General features: G+C 63.6%; 12 protein-coding genes. 6 read left to right on the forward strand and 6 right to left on the reverse strand.

Annotated elements, in window-relative coordinates:
* Positions 1-360 carry a cell cycle two-component system response regulator CpdR gene (gene cpdR, locus EK416_RS10035; protein WP_127077358.1) on the reverse strand — a complete coding sequence of 120 codons (360 nt, stop codon included), beginning with the start codon at positions 358-360 and terminating at the stop codon, positions 1-3.
* 598 nt (positions 361-958) lie between these two features.
* On the opposite strand from cpdR, the gene EK416_RS10040 reads away from it, so the two are divergent.
* The 3 genes from EK416_RS10040 (at position 959) to EK416_RS10050 (ending at position 5074) form a co-directional block, all read left to right on the forward strand.
* The gene (locus tag EK416_RS10040; RefSeq protein ID WP_164729968.1) at positions 959-3097 is read left to right on the forward strand and encodes a tetratricopeptide repeat protein; all 2139 of its coding nucleotides are present in this window, start codon (positions 959-961) and stop codon (positions 3095-3097) included.
* Between the two features lie 251 nt (positions 3098-3348).
* Positions 3349-4263, forward strand: a complete 915-nt coding sequence (locus tag EK416_RS10045) for a sulfite exporter TauE/SafE family protein (protein ID WP_127077360.1) — start codon at positions 3349-3351, stop codon at positions 4261-4263.
* A gap of 1 nt (position 4264) precedes the next feature.
* Positions 4265-5074: a TIGR02186 family protein gene (locus EK416_RS10050; protein WP_127077361.1), complete on the forward strand. Its 810-nt coding sequence runs from the start codon at positions 4265-4267 to the stop codon at positions 5072-5074.
* 74 nt (positions 5075-5148) lie between these two features.
* On the opposite strand, the gene EK416_RS10055 is transcribed toward EK416_RS10050, so the two are convergent.
* From EK416_RS10055 to EK416_RS10070, 4 genes are all read right to left on the reverse strand, one after another.
* Complete coding sequence (locus EK416_RS10055; protein ID WP_127077362.1) at positions 5149-5880, reverse strand: metallophosphoesterase; 732 nt, start codon at positions 5878-5880, stop codon at positions 5149-5151.
* Between the two features lie 233 nt (positions 5881-6113).
* On the reverse strand, positions 6114-9170 hold the full coding sequence (locus EK416_RS10060; protein ID WP_127077363.1) for a hypothetical protein: 3057 nt from the start codon (positions 9168-9170) through the stop codon (positions 6114-6116).
* Positions 9171-9180: 10 nt separating this feature from the next.
* Positions 9181-10152: a hypothetical protein gene (locus EK416_RS10065; RefSeq protein ID WP_127077364.1), complete on the reverse strand. Its 972-nt coding sequence runs from the start codon at positions 10150-10152 to the stop codon at positions 9181-9183.
* A gap of 126 nt (positions 10153-10278) precedes the next feature.
* On the reverse strand, positions 10279-12207 hold the full coding sequence (locus tag EK416_RS10070; protein ID WP_127077365.1) for a glycosyltransferase: 1929 nt from the start codon (positions 12205-12207) through the stop codon (positions 10279-10281).
* An 86-nt stretch (positions 12208-12293) separates the two neighbouring features.
* Between EK416_RS10070 and EK416_RS10075 the strand changes: the two genes are divergently transcribed.
* Together EK416_RS10075 and EK416_RS10080 are read left to right on the forward strand one after the other, a co-directional pair.
* Positions 12294-13175, forward strand: a complete 882-nt coding sequence (locus EK416_RS10075) for an ABC transporter substrate-binding protein (protein WP_127077366.1) — start codon at positions 12294-12296, stop codon at positions 13173-13175.
* A gap of 82 nt (positions 13176-13257) precedes the next feature.
* Positions 13258-14034, forward strand: a complete 777-nt coding sequence (locus tag EK416_RS10080; RefSeq protein ID WP_127077367.1) for a 3-hydroxybutyrate dehydrogenase — start codon at positions 13258-13260, stop codon at positions 14032-14034.
* Positions 14035-14070: 36 nt separating this feature from the next.
* Here EK416_RS10080 and EK416_RS10085 read toward each other — a convergent pair whose 3' ends face one another.
* Entirely contained in the window at positions 14071-15351 is a 1281-nt protein-coding gene (locus EK416_RS10085) for a lytic murein transglycosylase (RefSeq protein ID WP_164729969.1), read from the reverse strand.
* 219 nt (positions 15352-15570) lie between these two features.
* Here EK416_RS10085 and EK416_RS10090 point away from each other — a divergent pair, with 219 nt between their 5' ends.
* Positions 15571-16632, forward strand: coding sequence for a type III polyketide synthase (locus EK416_RS10090; protein WP_342634637.1), 1062 nt, complete (start codon positions 15571-15573; stop codon positions 16630-16632).
* Positions 16633-16635: the final 3 nt, after the last annotated feature.

Consider the following 16635-nt stretch of genomic DNA (forward strand, 5'->3'; position numbering starts at 1 on the left):
TCAGGCAGCCAGCATGCGATCCACCTCGCGCACCAGATCCTTCAGATGGATCGGCTTCGACAGGATGCGCGCCTTCTCGGGCGCTTCCTTGTAGTGTTGAAGCGCGACCGCGGCGAAGCCCGTTATGAACATGATCTTCATTTCCGGGTCGAGTTCGGCACCGCGCTTGGCAAGCTCGATGCCATCCATCTCCGGCATGACGATATCCGTCAAAAGGAGCGTGACCCGCTTCTCCTTCAACCCCTCAAGCGCGTCCGCGCCGTTGTCGTAAGACACCACCTCATAGCCCGCGCGCTCCAGAGCCTTAGACAGGAAACGCCGCATCGAATCGTCATCTTCCGCCAGCAATATCGTAAACATGGCACCCGTACTCGAAAATCAAGACGCATTCCGTTCGACCGTCACCGCAGCCGAACAGCTTTCAATCGACGTTTATCTCATCTTGAGACAAATGCGATCCTCAACCTTGTCTTAACCTTACCAGAGTGCAAACGCCCGCTAGCCCCTTGGCTCCCCGAGGTTTTTCCGAACCTGAAGATCCATCCCCGGCGCCATATGGTAACCAATATGCGCAAACTCTGACGTCGTGTCCTCGCTCAAGCCGCGCACGCAGTCACCGGCGTTGCATCCCGGACTCGGTCTTCGGCTAATTGGCCCAATGGGAACTCCATCGCTGGCAAACGGGGGGGAATCGGCGCAGAATCCTCCTCGCTTTCACGGCTGCGCCAGCGTGATTCGAAGCTCGATTGGCGGCAGGCTCCCGAAAGCTCTCCGGGACAATTTATCCTGTTTTTACCGTGCGTTTACCTCATGTTTGCAGTTCGTCTGCTAGAGAGAGACGCATGCGCGTATCGTGTTGCGGTTCGGGATTTTCACTTCGACGTACGGCTCAGGGCCAAAAGGCGACGAGCGTGTTTCCATCGGTATGGCGGGACAGGACAACGTGAAAAAAGGCCGCTTGGAAAACGGCGACCTCGATGTCGAAAACACCCGCGACAGGCGCGCGGCGTGGGACGTCGTGCCCGATGGCGAGCGCAGTTCTCCGTTTCCCCGCATCGATCCCCCCCCGTCGCCCGCCGAGCGTTCTCCCAGTCAGGAGCAAACGCCTCCTTACGCGCTGTTCGACGACGACAGAGAGGCGGAATCGCAGCTTTACGCCTATCTCGAAAAGATGCGCGCGCCGCGGCCGAAGGGCTTTCCGCCGATGGACGAGCTGACATCGCGCCTCGGCGAGTTTTCGTTGCCCAACGTCGCCGAAGCCCCGCATTCAGAGCCGTTCGTGCGCACCGGTGAGACCGCCGCGCCGCGCCAGACAGCGGAACTCGCATGGTTTGAACAGAAATTCTCCGAGCTTAAATCCGCCTTCGTACGGCAGGAAGTCGACAAGAGCGAAATCGTCTCCATCAACGAAAGGCTCGCGGAAATCATCGCGCGGGTCGATCGGCTTGCCGAGGCAATGCCCGGCGAGCAAACCATGGTCGCGGTCGAGACGAAACTTCAGGATCTCTCGCGCTCGCTCGACGCCACGCGCAAGCAGACGTCATCCGACGCGGAGCGCATCGCGCTTGCCGCAAAGGAAATTCTCGCGGCGACCGGCCGCGCCGAAGCAGCAAGGGATGGCTTTGAGACGGCCGCGCGGCACACTGTCAGGGAGCTTGGCCAGACGGTTGCCGTGGCCGCGTCGCGAGCCGCTGTCGTGACCGCCGAACACATCGCGGCGGCCCTTCACGAGACCGGCGATGTCGGCGGCATAGGCCGCGTTGAAAACGAACTTCGCGCGCTCAACGCCCAGTCCCGTGAAAGCGGCGAACGCACAGCCGCCGCGCTGGAACGCGTGCATGATACGCTCCGCCTGTTTCTAGAGCGCGATCAGTTGGGAGACCGGATCAACGCAGCCTTTACGCCGCCGGCTTCGACGCCAGCGCCGCCGCCTGCCCAGAAACGTCGGGCCGGTGTTCACATGCCCATCGCCTCGGGCGCTCCGGCCTATACGCGGCCGGACGCCGATTTCGGATCTGCGCCGACACAAAAGCCGCAGCTCGGCTCCATCACAAGCCGCCCGGCTACAGGGGCGAATGCGAATTTGTTGCGCCAACTCGAAGAGGCGGATCGGAGGCTGCAGGCGACCGGCCAAGAAGCAGGGGAACGGCAGCAACAAGGCGCCAAGGGTTCGCTTTTCTCCGACGACGACAAGACGTTGCCTCTGGTCGGACTGTCGATCGTCGCCATCGTGCTTCTGATCGCCAGCGCCGTTCTCTACTATCTTCACTATCAGGCAAAGCGACCCGCCTCGCAGATCCCGGGCGCCGCCCGGACCGGCATCGCGCAACTCGCAGCTCCCCAGGAGACGCAACCGCTGCTGGCGCCAAAGACAGCCGACGCAAACGCGCAGAATCGCGCCTCCTTGTCGAAATCGCCGACAACCACGCACTTCCTTCCCTCGCTTTTGTCCGCCTCGGATCAGGATGGCGAGCCGCTCAGGAACGAAGACCTGCAGGAGTTGACGAACGCAGCGAGCCGTGGCGACCGTGAAGCCCAGTTTCGGATCGCAAGCCGCTTTCTGAGGGAAGAAAACGGCCAGAGCGATCCCGCAGCGGCTTCCCGCTGGCTCGCGCGCGCGGCCGAACAGGGCCACGCCGAATCGCAATTCGTCCTCGCTTCGCTGTATGAACGCGGTGCCGGCGTTCCGAAGAGTGAAGACCAGGCCGTGGGCCTCTATCGCCGTGCAGCCGCCGCCGGTCATGTGCGAGCCATGCACAACCTCGCCGTGCTGCTGACGGCACATGAAACGCCCGATGATTACAAGCAGGCGGCAGCGCTCTTTACCGCCGCTGGCCAAGCCGGATTGACCGACAGTCAGTTCAACCTGGCTTTGCTTTACGAACGTGGGCTCGGCGTCGCCAAGGATTATCAAAAGGCCTTCTTCTGGTATGAGGTCGCCTCGCGCGAGGGAGACAAGGAGGCGATCCGCGCTGCCGAACGCGTCAAGCATCTGCTTTCGGCGGCGGAGACGCAGGCCGCGCAGGAAAAAGCGGGGACTTGGCAGCCTTCGGTGCAGCAATGGCCGCGTGTGGCGAACGGCGCCGGGCGCAGCTGAGCCTTTTTCGCCGACCGGTGTCGAACGTTCGCCCGTTCTGCCGGATAGCCGCGCCCCCAAGCGTCCAGAATCGCAAGATGGCTGCGACCCTTCGGAGTGACGCAACTCGGTCGGAACACGGGCTTCCCACCTTTCAGGAGACGCCGCCCCAAAGGCTGCGGCAAGCGCCTCGGCTTTTCGCGTGACGATTTTCGCCCTCTCCGCTAAAACCGCCATAGCTTCCAGCCGCCTCGTGCCGGTTCCGATCTCTCATGCAGATCTATCTCCCCATTGCCGAATTGCCGGTCAACGTGCTGCTCATGCTCGGGCTCGGCGGCGCGGTCGGCTTCCTGTCCGGGATGTTCGGCGTTGGCGGCGGATTTCTCATGACCCCGCTTCTGATCTTCGCGGGGGTGCCGAGTGCCGTTGCGGTCGCGACGGGTGCAAACCCGCTCATCGCGTCATCGATCACCGGTACGATCGCGCAGGCGCGACGCAAGAACCTCGACACGAAGCTCGGCCTGTTTCTGCTCGGCGGCGGCGCGGTCGGCGCTTTCGGGGGCGTGCTCATCATTCGCTATTTGCGCCAGATCGGACAAGTAGACCTGTTCGTTTCGCTTCTCTATGTCGTTTTCATGGGCGCGGTCGGCTCCATGATGCTGGTCGAGAGCCTGCGCGCGCTACGCAAGGTGAGGCGCGGCCAGCCATCTGCGAAGCGCACGGGGCGGCACGGCTGGTTGCACGGCCTGCCCTTCAAGACGCGCTTTCCGGCATCGAAGCTCTATATCAGCGCCATCCCGCCCGTACTGGCGGGCGTGCTCGTCGGCGTGATGTCCGGCGTCATGGGCGTCGGCGGCGGATTCATCCTCGTGCCCATCCTCATCTATCTCCTGCATGTGCCGACCAATGTCGCGGTTGGCACCTCCCTGTTCCAGATCATCTTCGTCAGTGCCATCACGACGGTCCTTCAGGCCGCCATGAATCAGACCGTCGACATTGCGCTCGCCCTCCTGTTGATGCTCGGCGGCGCGTTCGGCGCGCAGGTCGGTGCGGCAGCAGGGCAGAAGCTTCGGGCGGAGGAACTGCGGCTCTTGCTGGCGCTGCTCGTGCTCGCGGTCGGCCTGAGGCTTGGCGTCAATCTTGTCATGCCAGGCGAAATCTTCAGCGTCACGAGCGCCGGGTTCTGACATGCGAGGCATTATCGCCGCAGTTGCGCACGAACTGAGACGGATCGCCCTTCCGGCCACGCTCGCAATGGCCGCATTCAGCACCGGCGCAGCGGCCTCGGCAAACCTCATCGAGGCGGGCGCCGCGCAAAATCAGTTCTACATCGAACCCAGCTATGACGGCACGAGCATCGTGCTGTTCGGCGCCGTCGACCGGGACCGGCTGAAGAGCGAGCCTTTCGACGTCGCGGTGACGCTTCGCGGCCCCGTTCAGCCTGTCATCGTCTGGAAAAAGGATCGGCGCGCGGGATTGTGGGTGAACTCGCAACGCCTGATCTTCGACGGCGTACCGAACTATTTCTCCGTTCTTTCCACGCGCCCCCTCGGCGAGATCGCGCCCGTTGAGGAACGCGACAGGTTCGAGTTGGGGATCGACGTCTTGAGTCTGCCGATTCGCGACGAACAGAAGAACCCGCCGTCGAAACTCACCCGGTCGGAATTCGAGGCGGCGCTCATACGTCAGAAGAAGGCAGCGGGGCTGTTCGTGGAGGAGGCGCGCGCCATCGACTTTTTCGGCGTCAGCCTGTTCAGGACGAAGACATTCCTGCCCGCTGCCGCCGGACCGGGGCTTTACGTGGCGCATTTCTATGTGCTGCAGGGGGGAAAGGTTGTCGGCGATGCGACGGCGCGCATAAGGTTGCGCAAGATCGGGATCGAGGCGAGGGTTTCGTCTGCGGCCTCGGAACATCCGTGGCTTTACGGGGTCATCGCGGTTGTGCTCGCGGCGGCGGTCGGTGGCGCAACGTCGTTTCTGACCGGTCGCAGGACATAAGGCGATTGCCGCAAAAAAATCCCGGAAGCGCGTGCGCCTCCGGGATTGGCATGCCCCCATGCATTCGGAAATCTTCAGGCCGCGCGGTCTTCCATGAGCTGCGGCGACGCCACCGGATTCACGCGCTCCTGCGCGATGAACCAGACATAAAGCCCGCCCTGCCCGAGAAGCGGGTCGAACGCGGAATTCAGCACATTGTTGCCGTGCGAGTAGTCGCCGAGCGACGGCAGCACCATGCGCATGCCGTTCGAGACGAAGCAGCGGCCGCGCACCATATGCCCGTAATGCGAAACCTGCGCGACCGGATGCAGGCCGCCTGCGATCTCGTTCGCGATGGGCGCGCGCACAGGCTCACCGCGAAACTTGATGCCGCCCAGCATGAGCTGCGGCACGAGCGTTCCACCCACGTCGGGCGTCTCGGTAAGGTCGTTTGTCACCCAATACCAGTCGCGGCCTTCCATCATGTCCTGAAGCCAGTCGCGCTGATGATGGGCCAGCGCACAGGATGAATGCACCGCGAAGCTGTTGCCGAGCGCCACCACGCGAAGCGGGTCGTAGCGGTCAAGCGCGTCTTCAAGCTTTTCAAAGGCGGATGCCTGATCGTAAGGCGGAAGGACGACGTCATCGCCCTCAAGGTATGAGCATTGAGACAGCTTCAGGTCTGCGACGATGAGCGTATTTTCCGCAGGCCAGTAGAGAGCGCCGGTTGGATCGGCGACGAAAGATTTGCCACCGAGAAGAATTCGAGAAGCGCCCGAATCGTGAAGTAACGCGGTTGCGTCGCGCGCAAGCGTTGCAGCAAGCATTCCTTTTTGCCCTCAGCAGGCCGGCGATAAACTCAAGCCGAAACCCGCACGCGCCGTCCGGGAATACGCCGCACAACGGACATGCATTGACTGTGAAACACAGCGGACGATGACTGATTCGTGAGCCTTATGTTACAAAAAAATTACTTCAGTTCACATTCGCGCAATCATGGCGAGATCTTGGCTCATGTTGCGACATCGCCACATTGTTGCCATCGAAACCGCGATGCCGTTCAGGCAGCTTTCGTGCTCTGCGCGGTGCGCATGAAATAGGGCAGAAGCCGGAACCGCGCATAGGGGAGATAATGCTGGTTCTGGATCAGCCCCTCGAATTGCGTGAGGCGTTCCAGGACGCCATGGAGATGTGCAGCTTCGGGACCGGTGTTCGCCCCGCATAGCGCACGCACCACCGCCTTCTTGTGATCCGGCTGCTGATTTTTCAGATAGATCTTGGTGTCGAGCGCGCCCGACAGATCCGGCGGCAGATCGCCCGGATATTGCGTGCCGATGGCGATGCCTGCGCCGAACGCCCTGCCCTCGCGCGCGAGGCTTTCGAGGTGCGACGAGTTCGCGACGCGCCACGCCTCGTCCACCACCAGAAGGCGCGTCAGCTTGCGGGGCTGCACACGGCGCAAAAGCACGCCGTGCAGGCGAATGATGATGAGTTCGGCGAGCGCGGCCTTGATCTCGTCCGTCGGCAGTGCGAACAGCGACAGAACCAGCCGCTCGTCGAGCATCGCCTCGAACGGCACCGGCAATTCGTCCGACTTCGGGAACAGGCCGAGTTCGAACAGCGGTGCGATGCGGTCGAGAAGGCTGATCGCCTGCGGGTTCTTGGCCTCCTTCTGCTCTTCGAGGATAGCCACGACATCATCGAAGCTGGGCGGGCGAATGGACTCCGCCTCGACCCAACGCTGGGGATTGATGCCGCGCCGCTCGAAAGCCTCCTTCATCGCGTCGCGCAGGATCGCCGTCTGCCGGTCGCCCAGGCCGAAGACGCGCTTCAGCACGCCCGTGATGGTGAAGATGTGCTCGATAGGCTGCGCCAGACCGTCTTCGCTGGCGGACGGCATGAGCGGATTGAATGGGATGCCGAAGCGACGCACGTCGTGCACCTTCAGCCCGATGGCCTGCACGAAGCTGCGTTCGGAATAGTCGTTCTTGAAGTCGAAGATGCAGATCGGATAGCCGAGGCTCGCCACGCCATCGATCAGCACGTTCAGCGTCTGCGTCTTGCCCGAGCCCGGATCGCCCGTGACGAGAATGCCGAAGTTCAGAAGCTTCGCTTCGGTCTCGAAGGGCGCCCAGTGGATCGGGCCGCCGTCCTCATGGGTGCCGAGCATGACGGCGGGCGCGGAAGGCTGACGGCGGCGCGGCGGGGCCGGAGGCGGCGGCGGCGCTTCCTTCAGCGCGGCTGCCTTCTCCTTCTCGCTCGCAGCTTCGTCCTCGTCTTCGGCGGGCGCGCCCACATAGGGAAACTGCACGATGTCCCACAGCGAAACCGCCTTCGTAAGCGGCCGCGATTCCCGCTGCCAATCCTCGAAGCCCGGCAGATCCTTGCACATGCGGAAGAAGTGGCGGGCCGAATCGAGCCGCTCCCAGCACAGCATTTCGAAGTGGGGCACGACGATCCCCTGCAAGTCGTCGGCTTCCCGCAGAAGCGGCGCGATGAAGCGGCCCGTCTTCGGCAGGCGTCCGCCGCGCGGACGCACGATCACCGGGCGCGAGCCGTTCACACTGCGCAGGAAATTGCGGATTTCCTCGGCCAGCGGCGCGCCGCGTCCCTCGTTGCACAGCGCGATCTCGCGGCGCTCGATGCTTTGCCCGTCCTTCTGAAAATCGGCTTCGATGACCACGGTGCCGGTTCGGCCGCGCACGCTGCGCCGCGTCTTGATGGCATCGACCCCATCGATCTCCGGCGCACAGGCCTGCACGGCCCATTCGAGGATTTCCGCCTGCTGAAGCCCGTTGCCGACCGACGGCTGAACCACACGCGAGGTGAGTTCTCCATGCCACTTGTCGTCGAAATTGATGCCGGGCGCGGCCGGCGCGGAAACAACGGGCGGCGTTTCGACAAGCGGCGCGGGCGGCGGCGGCATGTCATCGATATCGGGAATACGCCCGATCTGAAGATAGACGCGGCGGAATTGCTGGATCAGTTCGAAGACATAGCGCGGCGTCTGGGCGCCGAGTTCGTCGATCATCCAGGCCGGGAAAGGATGAAGCGGCTCGGCCGGATCGAGCTTCGCCCCGGTTCGGGCAAAAAGCTCCATCAGCCGCCGACGCAGCATCGACTCGGCCTGACGGCGACCGAGCGGCTTCAGGCGCACCGGCATCGCGCCGAAACGCTCCAGCCTGTCGCGGATCGAGCCGTCGATGCCGTCTGCGATGGTGTCGTAAAGCGCTGGCAGCACGGCATAGGCAACGGCAAGCGGCGGCAGCGTCTCGGCCAGAAGCGCGCCCCGGCTGAAGAGATGGCGCAGGCGCTGCTCCCATCCCGCCACGCGGCTCTGTTCAAGTTGATCGAACGCGAGGAACAGCGTGCCGCCTGTCGCACCGATGACGTGGACAAGCGCATCGATGTGGCCGCGCGGGATATAATCCTCGACGCCCTGCATGAGACGCACGCCGCCGACGCTGACATTCAGCGGCTGACCGCGCAGATAGGAGAAGGAATCGTCGTCGCCCGCCGCAGCCCCGAGCAGCGCCGTGACGAAGGTTTCGGACGGCACCGGCAAATGCGATTCGCGCTGGAGCGCGGCGCGAATGGAAACGATGAGCGGGCGAAGGTCGAAATCGCGGATGTCACCGTGTTCGTCGAGCACCTCGCGGCAGAACTGGGTCACGAGCGCCGGGTCGCCGCGCTGGAGGAGCGAGGCGGCGAGGCGCGTCAGCGGCGACGGCGCGCCGGCATCCACGAGGTAGCGTTCCGACAGGCGCGAGACGATCGCCCGCAGCAGCCACGCATCGAGATCCTTCTCCGCGACGAGATCCACCATCGGGAAGAGCGCCGCGTAGACGCCGCCGCCTTGATGCATGCGCCGGATGGCGGTGAGGAGCGTGTGCGTCTTGCCGGTGCCGGTCGCGCCCTTGATGAGCATCACGCGCGAGGCCGGGTCCGGGTTCTGCGCGCGAGCCTGCGCGACAATCGACGAAAGCCCCTCGTCCGCGTCGGTCTCGATTTCGGCCACGTCCAGCCGCTCTTCGTCCGCCGCTCCGGCGAGCGAGGCTACAGCGCTGAAAACGCGGTCGAATTCGGGGCTTTCGAAAGCCTTGAGGCGGAGATCCATGATTGTCGCGTTACATCCATTGATTGACGATGAAGTGGCGTTCGTCGCGTCCGAGACGCAGGCGGGAGCGTTCCTTCAAGTTCGGGTCGAGGGGGCCGGCGATGTCGTACCGTTCGAGGTCGAGAAGCCCTTCGCGCGCGGCCTCGGCGAGATGTTGCTTGAATTCGTCGAGCGTGCCAAGCGCGAGCCCGGCGGCAAGCCCGGCATCGTAAACCTGTGCGATCGCGACACGGCCAATATAAGGCCGGGTTTCAAGGTGCAGGGCGAGCTTCCTGACCGAGTCGGCGAATCCGTCCAAGCGAAATGCCTCCTTCGTCTCGGCCGCCCCCTTCTCTTCCGCTTTCAGCGCGGCCCGGATGAGCGTTGCGCTGAGATCGGCGAGAGTTCCCGCCGGGCCCTTGAAGGCCGACGACAGGAGGGCGGCATCGGCTTCGAGCACTGTACCCGAGTCGAGGCCGGCGAAGGCGAGATAGATGCGGCGGCTCATCGGATCGAAGGAAAACGACCGCTGAGGCCGGAGGAGATGGATGGTGAAACGGTCCCCGAGTGCGAGAAGAATCAGGCGCAGAAGCTCGCAGCGCACTTCGCCGCGCGACGGCGACACCGCGCGCATGTCGAGGCCGTAGAGCGTGCGCAGCGCCACGGCTCCGAGGTCGGCGCGGGGGCGGACGCCGTTTGCGGCTTCGGCGGCACCGAGCGCCTTGAGCGCAAGCGCGCGCCTGGCATCCGCCCAGCTGGCCGATGCGGACTGTGCGGCGCGCAGCACGCTGCCGTCTTCGATAATGGCGCGGGACGCGATGGCGGCTTCCAGTGCGGGTTCTGCGAGAGAGAATTCGGCCAGCGCATCGAGCGCCTCGGCCTTCGGACAACCGTCTCGGCGCGAGCCGACATGCGCCACAACGATCTCGACCGGCGAAATCGGTTTCAGGCATTTCGGATTCGCCTGCGGCGGCAGTCGCGCGTCATCTCGCTTTATCGTCATAATGCGCGGCCCGCGTCGTTTGCGAATTCGTCCTCCGATACTCAACCCTTTGTTCAGATTAACTGATTCGTAACGAACGCGAAAGCCCGCATATGTTCCCGGGGGCGTTTGGGCACGCGTGGGCCGTCAGACAGGAAAGGGCCTGGCAACGCGGCTCACGCCGTGTTCGGTTTTCTCCCAGTGGAACGGCGCGTGGAAAAGCTGCCACAAGGCGCGATACGCCGCCGCCGACACGAACAGCCAGTAGAGGGGTATGAACAGGACATGCGGCATGAGATGCCTGTGGCGCGTGCCGCGGATGGCTGACGCCGAGAGCGCGATATTCGCCGCATAGCCGCCGACGAAATTCACCACGGCGATCCAGAGAAGGAATTCTTCCGCCGCGCCTCCTCCGGCAAAAAGCCCACCCTGAAACGCCTCGCAAAGCATCAGGATGTAGAACACCGGATGCGCCAGCGCGGAAACGATGATCCCTGCGAAATAGGCATGAAACGACAGAAAGCCGGCCACACCGAGTTCGGACATCGCTTGGCGCGGGTTGCGCATGTGCACGCCGAAGGTCTGCATCCAGCCCTTGAGCCAGCGCGTGCGCTGCTTGATCCACGGCATCGGGCGGCAGCAGGCTTCCTCCCACGTCGTGGATTCGAGCGTGCCGGTGCGATAGCCGGCCCGCGCGAGCCGCATCCCGAGGTCGGCGTCCTCGGTCACGTTGTATGGATCCCACGCGCCGATCTCGCGAAGCGCAGCCGCGCGGAAATGGTTCGACGTGCCGCCGAGCGGCAGCGGCAGGCGGAAGCGCGCGAGCAGCGGCAGAATCCCCCGGAAGAGGGTCGCATATTCGATGGTGAACTGACGCGACAGCCAGTTCTCCCGCGCGTTGTAATAGTCGAGACGGGCCTGAAGGCAGACGAGACCGGCGGGCGCCCGCGCGAAAGCTGTCGCGGCCTTGCGAAGCTGGTCCGGTTCGGGGCGGTCCTCCGCGTCGTAGATCACGACGAATTCGCCTCGCGCGAAATGAAGCGCGTAGTTCAGGGCCTTCGGTTTCGTGCGCGGTTCGCGGTCCGGCACAACGACGAGATCGATATTGCCGGGAAGGGCGAGCCTTTCGGCTGCTTCGATGGTCTCGCGGTCGGACGCTTCGAGCACGATCTTGATGTCGAGCTTGGCGGCGGGATAATCGAGGCTTGCGAGGGCATGCGCCAGATGCGGCAGGACCGCCGTTTCCTTGTAGAGCGGCACGAGCACCGTGTAGCGGGGCAGTTCGGCATCGGTCAGGAGACGCGCTTCCATGACCTTCGGGCGCGGCAAGGCGATGTTGATCGCGGCGGCGGCCCGGAGCGCGATGGTGAGCAGGAAGAAGATCGACAGCATCGCCGAGGCGAGCGTCACCGTTTCGACGGGCGCGAATGCGACCGCGCCGAGCGCGAGCCCCGCCGCCACCGTAGCGAAATAGAGCTGCCAAGCGGCAAGGCCCGCCTTCGCGCTCCACTCCGGCCGCGTCTTGATGAGCCCCCGCACCGCGCTTTCGACGAGTACGCGGCCATGCGAGTGCGTCATCGCGTTTATGATTTCCTGACGTGTCATAAGCATGATGCTCTCGCGCTTCGGCCCGAGGCGCCGGGCGAGTGCCGCGAGTGCGGCCGGCGAAAATGTCTCGCCATCGACGGCAATGAAGTCGCGGCCCCAGGCCGAAAGCCGCACAGGCGTATCGAACAGGCGCCATGCGTCGCCGACCGCTTCGGAAAAGCGCGTCGCTTCGCCAGCGCCCGCTTTACGAAGTTCGAGCGACCTAGATAGTCGCGCCGCAAGATCGGGAGCGCGGATCGCACCTTGCGCCACCGCCGCCTGCACAAGGCCGACGCGGGCGCGAGCCGCATCGTTCTCAATCCTGCGGATCAGATCCGGCGAGGCGCCGAGTGCGATGAGAAAACTGCGATCGATGTCGGTCGTATCCGCATCGCGATTGGCGCAGCTGCCGCTGCTCCCGCTTGCGTGGGCAATTTCGGAAAGAGTATGCTTCCATTCGTACGGGACGAAGGCTTGAGCGATGTCCATTTTTTCACATTACGCAATACACATACCATGAAATGAAGAAGAACCGTTACGCCATCGACCTGTCCATAAACCGAAGGTTGCGGTCTATGTTTACCTCCAGACTGTTGCCGCCGCGCAGGGCGCTCCGCCTTATCGCGGTGTTTTTCTGCGTTCTTTTCGCGGTGACCGTGCTCGCGGCAGAGGGCACACCCGAAACGAACGAGAAGGCCGACAACGCGCAGAAGCTGCGCGATATCCAGGTCGGCCCGAAGCCCGACTGGTCCTGGCTGCCGCAGCTTCGCGTGTTGACCGAAGCGGACTATCCGCCCTTCAACTATTACGACGAGGAAGGCCGACTCACCGGGTTCAACATCGACCTTGCCCGCGCGATCTGCCGCGAACTTTCTATCGACTGCGATATCTCCGCCGCCGAATGGTCCACCCTCGTGCCCTCGCTCAAGGCGAACGAAGCGGATGCGGTGATTGCCTCTATGGCCATCAACGGCAAGACCATCGCCGATGTGGACTTCACCAACCGCTACTACATGACGCCCGCGCGCTTCGTCGGCCGGACCGGCGCCTTGTTCCGCGAGGTTTCGGTGGAGGCTCTGAAGGGCGAGAAGGTCGCCGTCGTCAGGGGCTCGGCCCATGAGGCGTTTCTGCGGGACTTCTTCGACGGCGCGAAGATCGTGCCCTTCGACACCGCCGCCGACGCGCGAGGCGCGCTCAAGGCGGGCGACGTCGACCTCCTTTTCGGCGACGGCATCTCGGCGATGTTCTGGATTCAGGGCACCGACGCGAACCGCTGCTGCGAGTTCAAGGGCGGCGGCTATACGGAGGCGCGCTATTTCGGCGACGGTGTCGGCATAGCCGTGAAGAAGGGCAACACGCGCCTTCGCGAGGTGCTGGATTATGCGCTCGCCCGCGTCAAGGCATCCGGACGGTATGAAGAACTGATGCTGCGCTACTTCCCGTTGCCTCTTTATTGAGGGCGCCGGAGCGGCCAGCGCTCTCATGAGTTCTGCGTTTGCACGGCACCAATCCCAACTCACGCCAAAGCGGGGAGACAATATGGAACTCGACGGAAAAATCGCCATCGTCACCGGCGCGGCGGGCGGCATCGGCTTGGCAATCGCGAAACGTTATGTGCAAGCGGGCGCGCGCGTTGCCATCGCGGATGTGAGGCTCGACGCGGCGGAACAGGCAGCGCGTTCGCTCGGCGGGCCGGACAAGGCAATCGCGCTCGAAATGGACGTGACGAGCGAAGACGCCGTCAATGCGGGCGTCGCGAAGGCGGTGGAGACCTTCGGCACGGTGGACATCCTCGTTTCCAACGCGGGCGTGCAGATCGTGCATCCGGTGGAGGACTTCCCCTACGCGGACTGGAAGAAGATGCTCGCAATCCACCTCGACGGCGCGTTCCTTACGTCGAAGGCATGCCTGCCGCATATGTACAGGCAGAATTCCGGCACGATCATCTTCATGGGCTCGGTGCACTCCAAAGCGCCGTCCGCTCTGAAATCGGCCTATGTGACGGCGAAGCACGGCCTTCAGGGGCTTGCCCGCGTGATCGCGATGGAAGGCGCCGGCCATGGCGTGCGCACCAACGTCATCTGTCCGGGCTTCGTGAAGACGCCGCTCGTGGAAAAGCAGATCCCCGAGCAGGCCGCGCGCCTCAACATTTCCGAAAAGGAGGTCGTCGAGCGCATCATGCTCGGTCAGACGGTGGACAAGGAATTCACCACCATGGAAGACGTGGCCGAGGTGGCGCTGTTCTTCGCGGCCTTCCCGACGAACGCGCTCACGGGCCAGTCGCTCGTCGTCAGCCACGGCTGGTATATGAACTGAGCGGGCAAGCGGCGGTCTCTGCCGCCGCTGCCGCTGTTATTGGCGCTCGTTCAGCGTGGCCTTGCCCGCGTTAGCCTTTACATGCGCAACGATGGCTTCGGTCGGCCAGCAGGTGAGCGGAAGCCCCGCCCGCTTCTGATAGGCGCCCACCGCCGCGCGCGTGCGTCCGCCAGCCTTGCCGTCCACCGTATCGGCATAGAGCCCGAGCCCGGTCAGCCGCTTCTGCAGGAATTCCACGTCGGCCGTGTGAACCTGTCGGATCGGCTCCCACGCCTTGGCGAACGGCCCCAGCCCGCGGATGCGGTCTGCAAGATGGGCGACATAGAGCGCGTAAAGGTCGCTCTTGTTATATTCGCGGATCGCCTGAAAATTCTGAGTCGTGAGAAACGCCGGGCCATAGATACCGGCTGGCTGGAGCAGCGAAACCTCGAACCCGCGCACCGCGTCCGGGAACCGCTCGCCCTTCAGCGGGCGCACGCCCAAACGCTCCCATTCGGCAACGGATTTCGTCACGTCGAGATAGCCGAGGCTGCAATCGACGCCTTCCGGTGCACGCACCTCGAAGCCCCAAGGTTCCCTGGCATTCCAGCCGATGGCGTGAAGGTTGCGCGCAAGCGCCGTCAGCGCGTCCGGCACCTTGTTCCAGATGTCGAGCTTCCGTCCGTCCGGCTCCACCGCGTATTTCAGATAATCCGTCGGCATGAACTGCACGAGCCCGAATGCGCCTGCCCAGGACGTCTTGAAATTCTCGGGCGTGATCGCCCCGATCTGCACCATCTTCAGCGCGTCGACGAACTGTTTCTGAAACAGCTCCGCGCGCCTGCCGATATAGGCTTGCGTCGCCAGCACACGAAGCCCGCTATATCCGTCATGCTGCGTGCCGAAGGCGGTCTCGCGGCCCCAAAGGCCAAGCATGATGTACGGGTCGACGTCGTAGCGTTTCTTCAGGTCCGCCAGCACCTTCTCATGGCGCGCGGCGAGGTCGCGGCCTTTGACGAGAACACTGGCCATCTGTTTTTCGGAAACGTACTGCTCGGGCGTGCGCACGAATTCCGGCTGCTCGCCCTGGGACTTTCGGTTGCCGATATCGAGATCGGGCAGGCTGAAATCCGCCGTAAGCGGGCGCGTCGCGCGGTCGTAGATTTCGGGCTTCACGCCCGCGTCGAGCGCCGTCTGCCGGAACGACGCCACCCACGCGCGAAAGCCGTCCTGTGTCGGTTCGGCGGCGCGCGCGGGCAGCACGGCTAAAAGGACGCAGAGCAATCCGCCGCAAAACGCGACGAGAGAGAATATTTTGTGCGGTCTCCGATGTATCATCTTTTCTACCTCGCGGAACATGCGGCGATACCGAGCTTTCCGCTCTGGTGACCGGCCCGTCTCTTCGGGGTGATTGGGATCGCGCATCCTGTCGCGGCGCGGCAGGGCTTGGTTGTTTCTGCCATCCCGTAAGTGGACCTATAACAGGAGGACAATTTCAGCGGGTAAAATTTTGTCTTTTTATGGTCAACGCCGATTCCTGAAAGGTTTACCTTGTCCGTGGCCTACATCAACAAGATCGCGACCGCAGTCCCGCCCCAGCAGGTTCACGAAGCATTCATCGAATTTCAGAGGCAGATACTGAAAGATCAGCGCAAGCGCTCGATTTTCGACCGCCTCGTGCAGATGGGACAGATCGAAAGACGTTTCTCGTGTGTCGTCCCGTCCGAGGATCGCGTCGGCGCCTCGATCAACGGCGAGGTCTTCTACGCACCCGGCAATTTCCCCACCACCGGCCAGCGCATGCGCCAGTACGAGATCGAAGCGCCGATCCTCGCCGAGCGCGCGGTGGAGCGTCTCGACCTTGGCGCCGCGACGCACGAGATCACGCACCTGATCGTGACGTCATGTACCGGCTTCTCCGCCCCCGGCATCGACCTGCAACTCGTCAGCCGCCTCGAGCTCAATCCTTCCGTCGAGCGCACCATCGTCGGCTTCATGGGGTGCTATGCCGCCATCAACGCGCTGAAACTCGCACGCCACATCGTGCGCTCGGACCCGTCCGCCAGGGTGCTTGTCGTCAGCATCGAACTCTGCACGCTGCATTTCCAGGAGACGCAGGAGCTTGAGGAGATGATGCCGTTTCTCCTGTTCGCGGACGGCGCGGCGGCGGCGCTCGTCAGCGCCGAGCCGAAGGGCCTTTCGATGGAGCGCTTTTACGCAACCGTCATGCCGGAGGCAGCGGACCAGATGGCTTGGCACATCCGCGATCACGGCTTCGACATGGTGCTGTCGACCCGGATCCCGTCTTCGGTCGGCGAAGCGATCAACCGCGCTGCCGATGCGATCCTCAACGGCTGGAAGACGAAGGACATCGAGCTTTGGGCCGTCCATCCGGGCGGTCGCGCCATTCTCGACGCCGTGGAGGGTGCGTTCCGCCTGCCGATCACCGCACTGGATGCCTCACGGCGAACCCTGAAGGACTTCGGAAACATGTCGTCCGCCACCGTGCTTTTCGTGCTGAAGTCCATTCTTGAGGAAGCGCGATCGGGCGCCAAAGGCTGCGCCATGTCGTTCGGGCCGGGGCTGACCGCCGAAACGATGCTGTTCGAGGCTGTGTAGATT

It is taken from the genome of Rhodomicrobium lacus (assembly GCF_003992725.1).
Taxonomy (GTDB): Bacteria; Pseudomonadota; Alphaproteobacteria; order Rhizobiales; family Rhodomicrobiaceae; genus Rhodomicrobium; species Rhodomicrobium lacus.

What these genes read in the sequence shown, in the direction of transcription:
- cpdR (WP_127077358.1), bottom strand. Translation starts at nt 360, where the DNA reads ATGTTTACGATATTGCTGGCGGAAGATGACGATTCGATGCGGCGTTTC.
- EK416_RS10045 (WP_127077360.1), top strand. Translation starts at nt 3,349, where the DNA reads ATGCAGATCTATCTCCCCATTGCCGAATTGCCGGTCAACGTGCTGCTC.
- EK416_RS10050 (WP_127077361.1), top strand. Translation starts at nt 4,265, where the DNA reads ATGCGAGGCATTATCGCCGCAGTTGCGCACGAACTGAGACGGATCGCC.
- EK416_RS10055 (WP_127077362.1), bottom strand. Translation starts at nt 5,880, where the DNA reads ATGCTTGCTGCAACGCTTGCGCGCGACGCAACCGCGTTACTTCACGAT.
- EK416_RS10060 (WP_127077363.1), bottom strand. Translation starts at nt 9,170, where the DNA reads ATGGATCTCCGCCTCAAGGCTTTCGAAAGCCCCGAATTCGACCGCGTT.
- EK416_RS10065 (WP_127077364.1), bottom strand. Translation starts at nt 10,152, where the DNA reads ATGACGATAAAGCGAGATGACGCGCGACTGCCGCCGCAGGCGAATCCG.
- EK416_RS10070 (WP_127077365.1), bottom strand. Translation starts at nt 12,207, where the DNA reads ATGGACATCGCTCAAGCCTTCGTCCCGTACGAATGGAAGCATACTCTT.
- EK416_RS10075 (WP_127077366.1), top strand. Translation starts at nt 12,294, where the DNA reads ATGTTTACCTCCAGACTGTTGCCGCCGCGCAGGGCGCTCCGCCTTATC.
- EK416_RS10080 (WP_127077367.1), top strand. Translation starts at nt 13,258, where the DNA reads ATGGAACTCGACGGAAAAATCGCCATCGTCACCGGCGCGGCGGGCGGC.
- EK416_RS10085 (WP_164729969.1), bottom strand. Translation starts at nt 15,351, where the DNA reads ATGATACATCGGAGACCGCACAAAATATTCTCTCTCGTCGCGTTTTGC.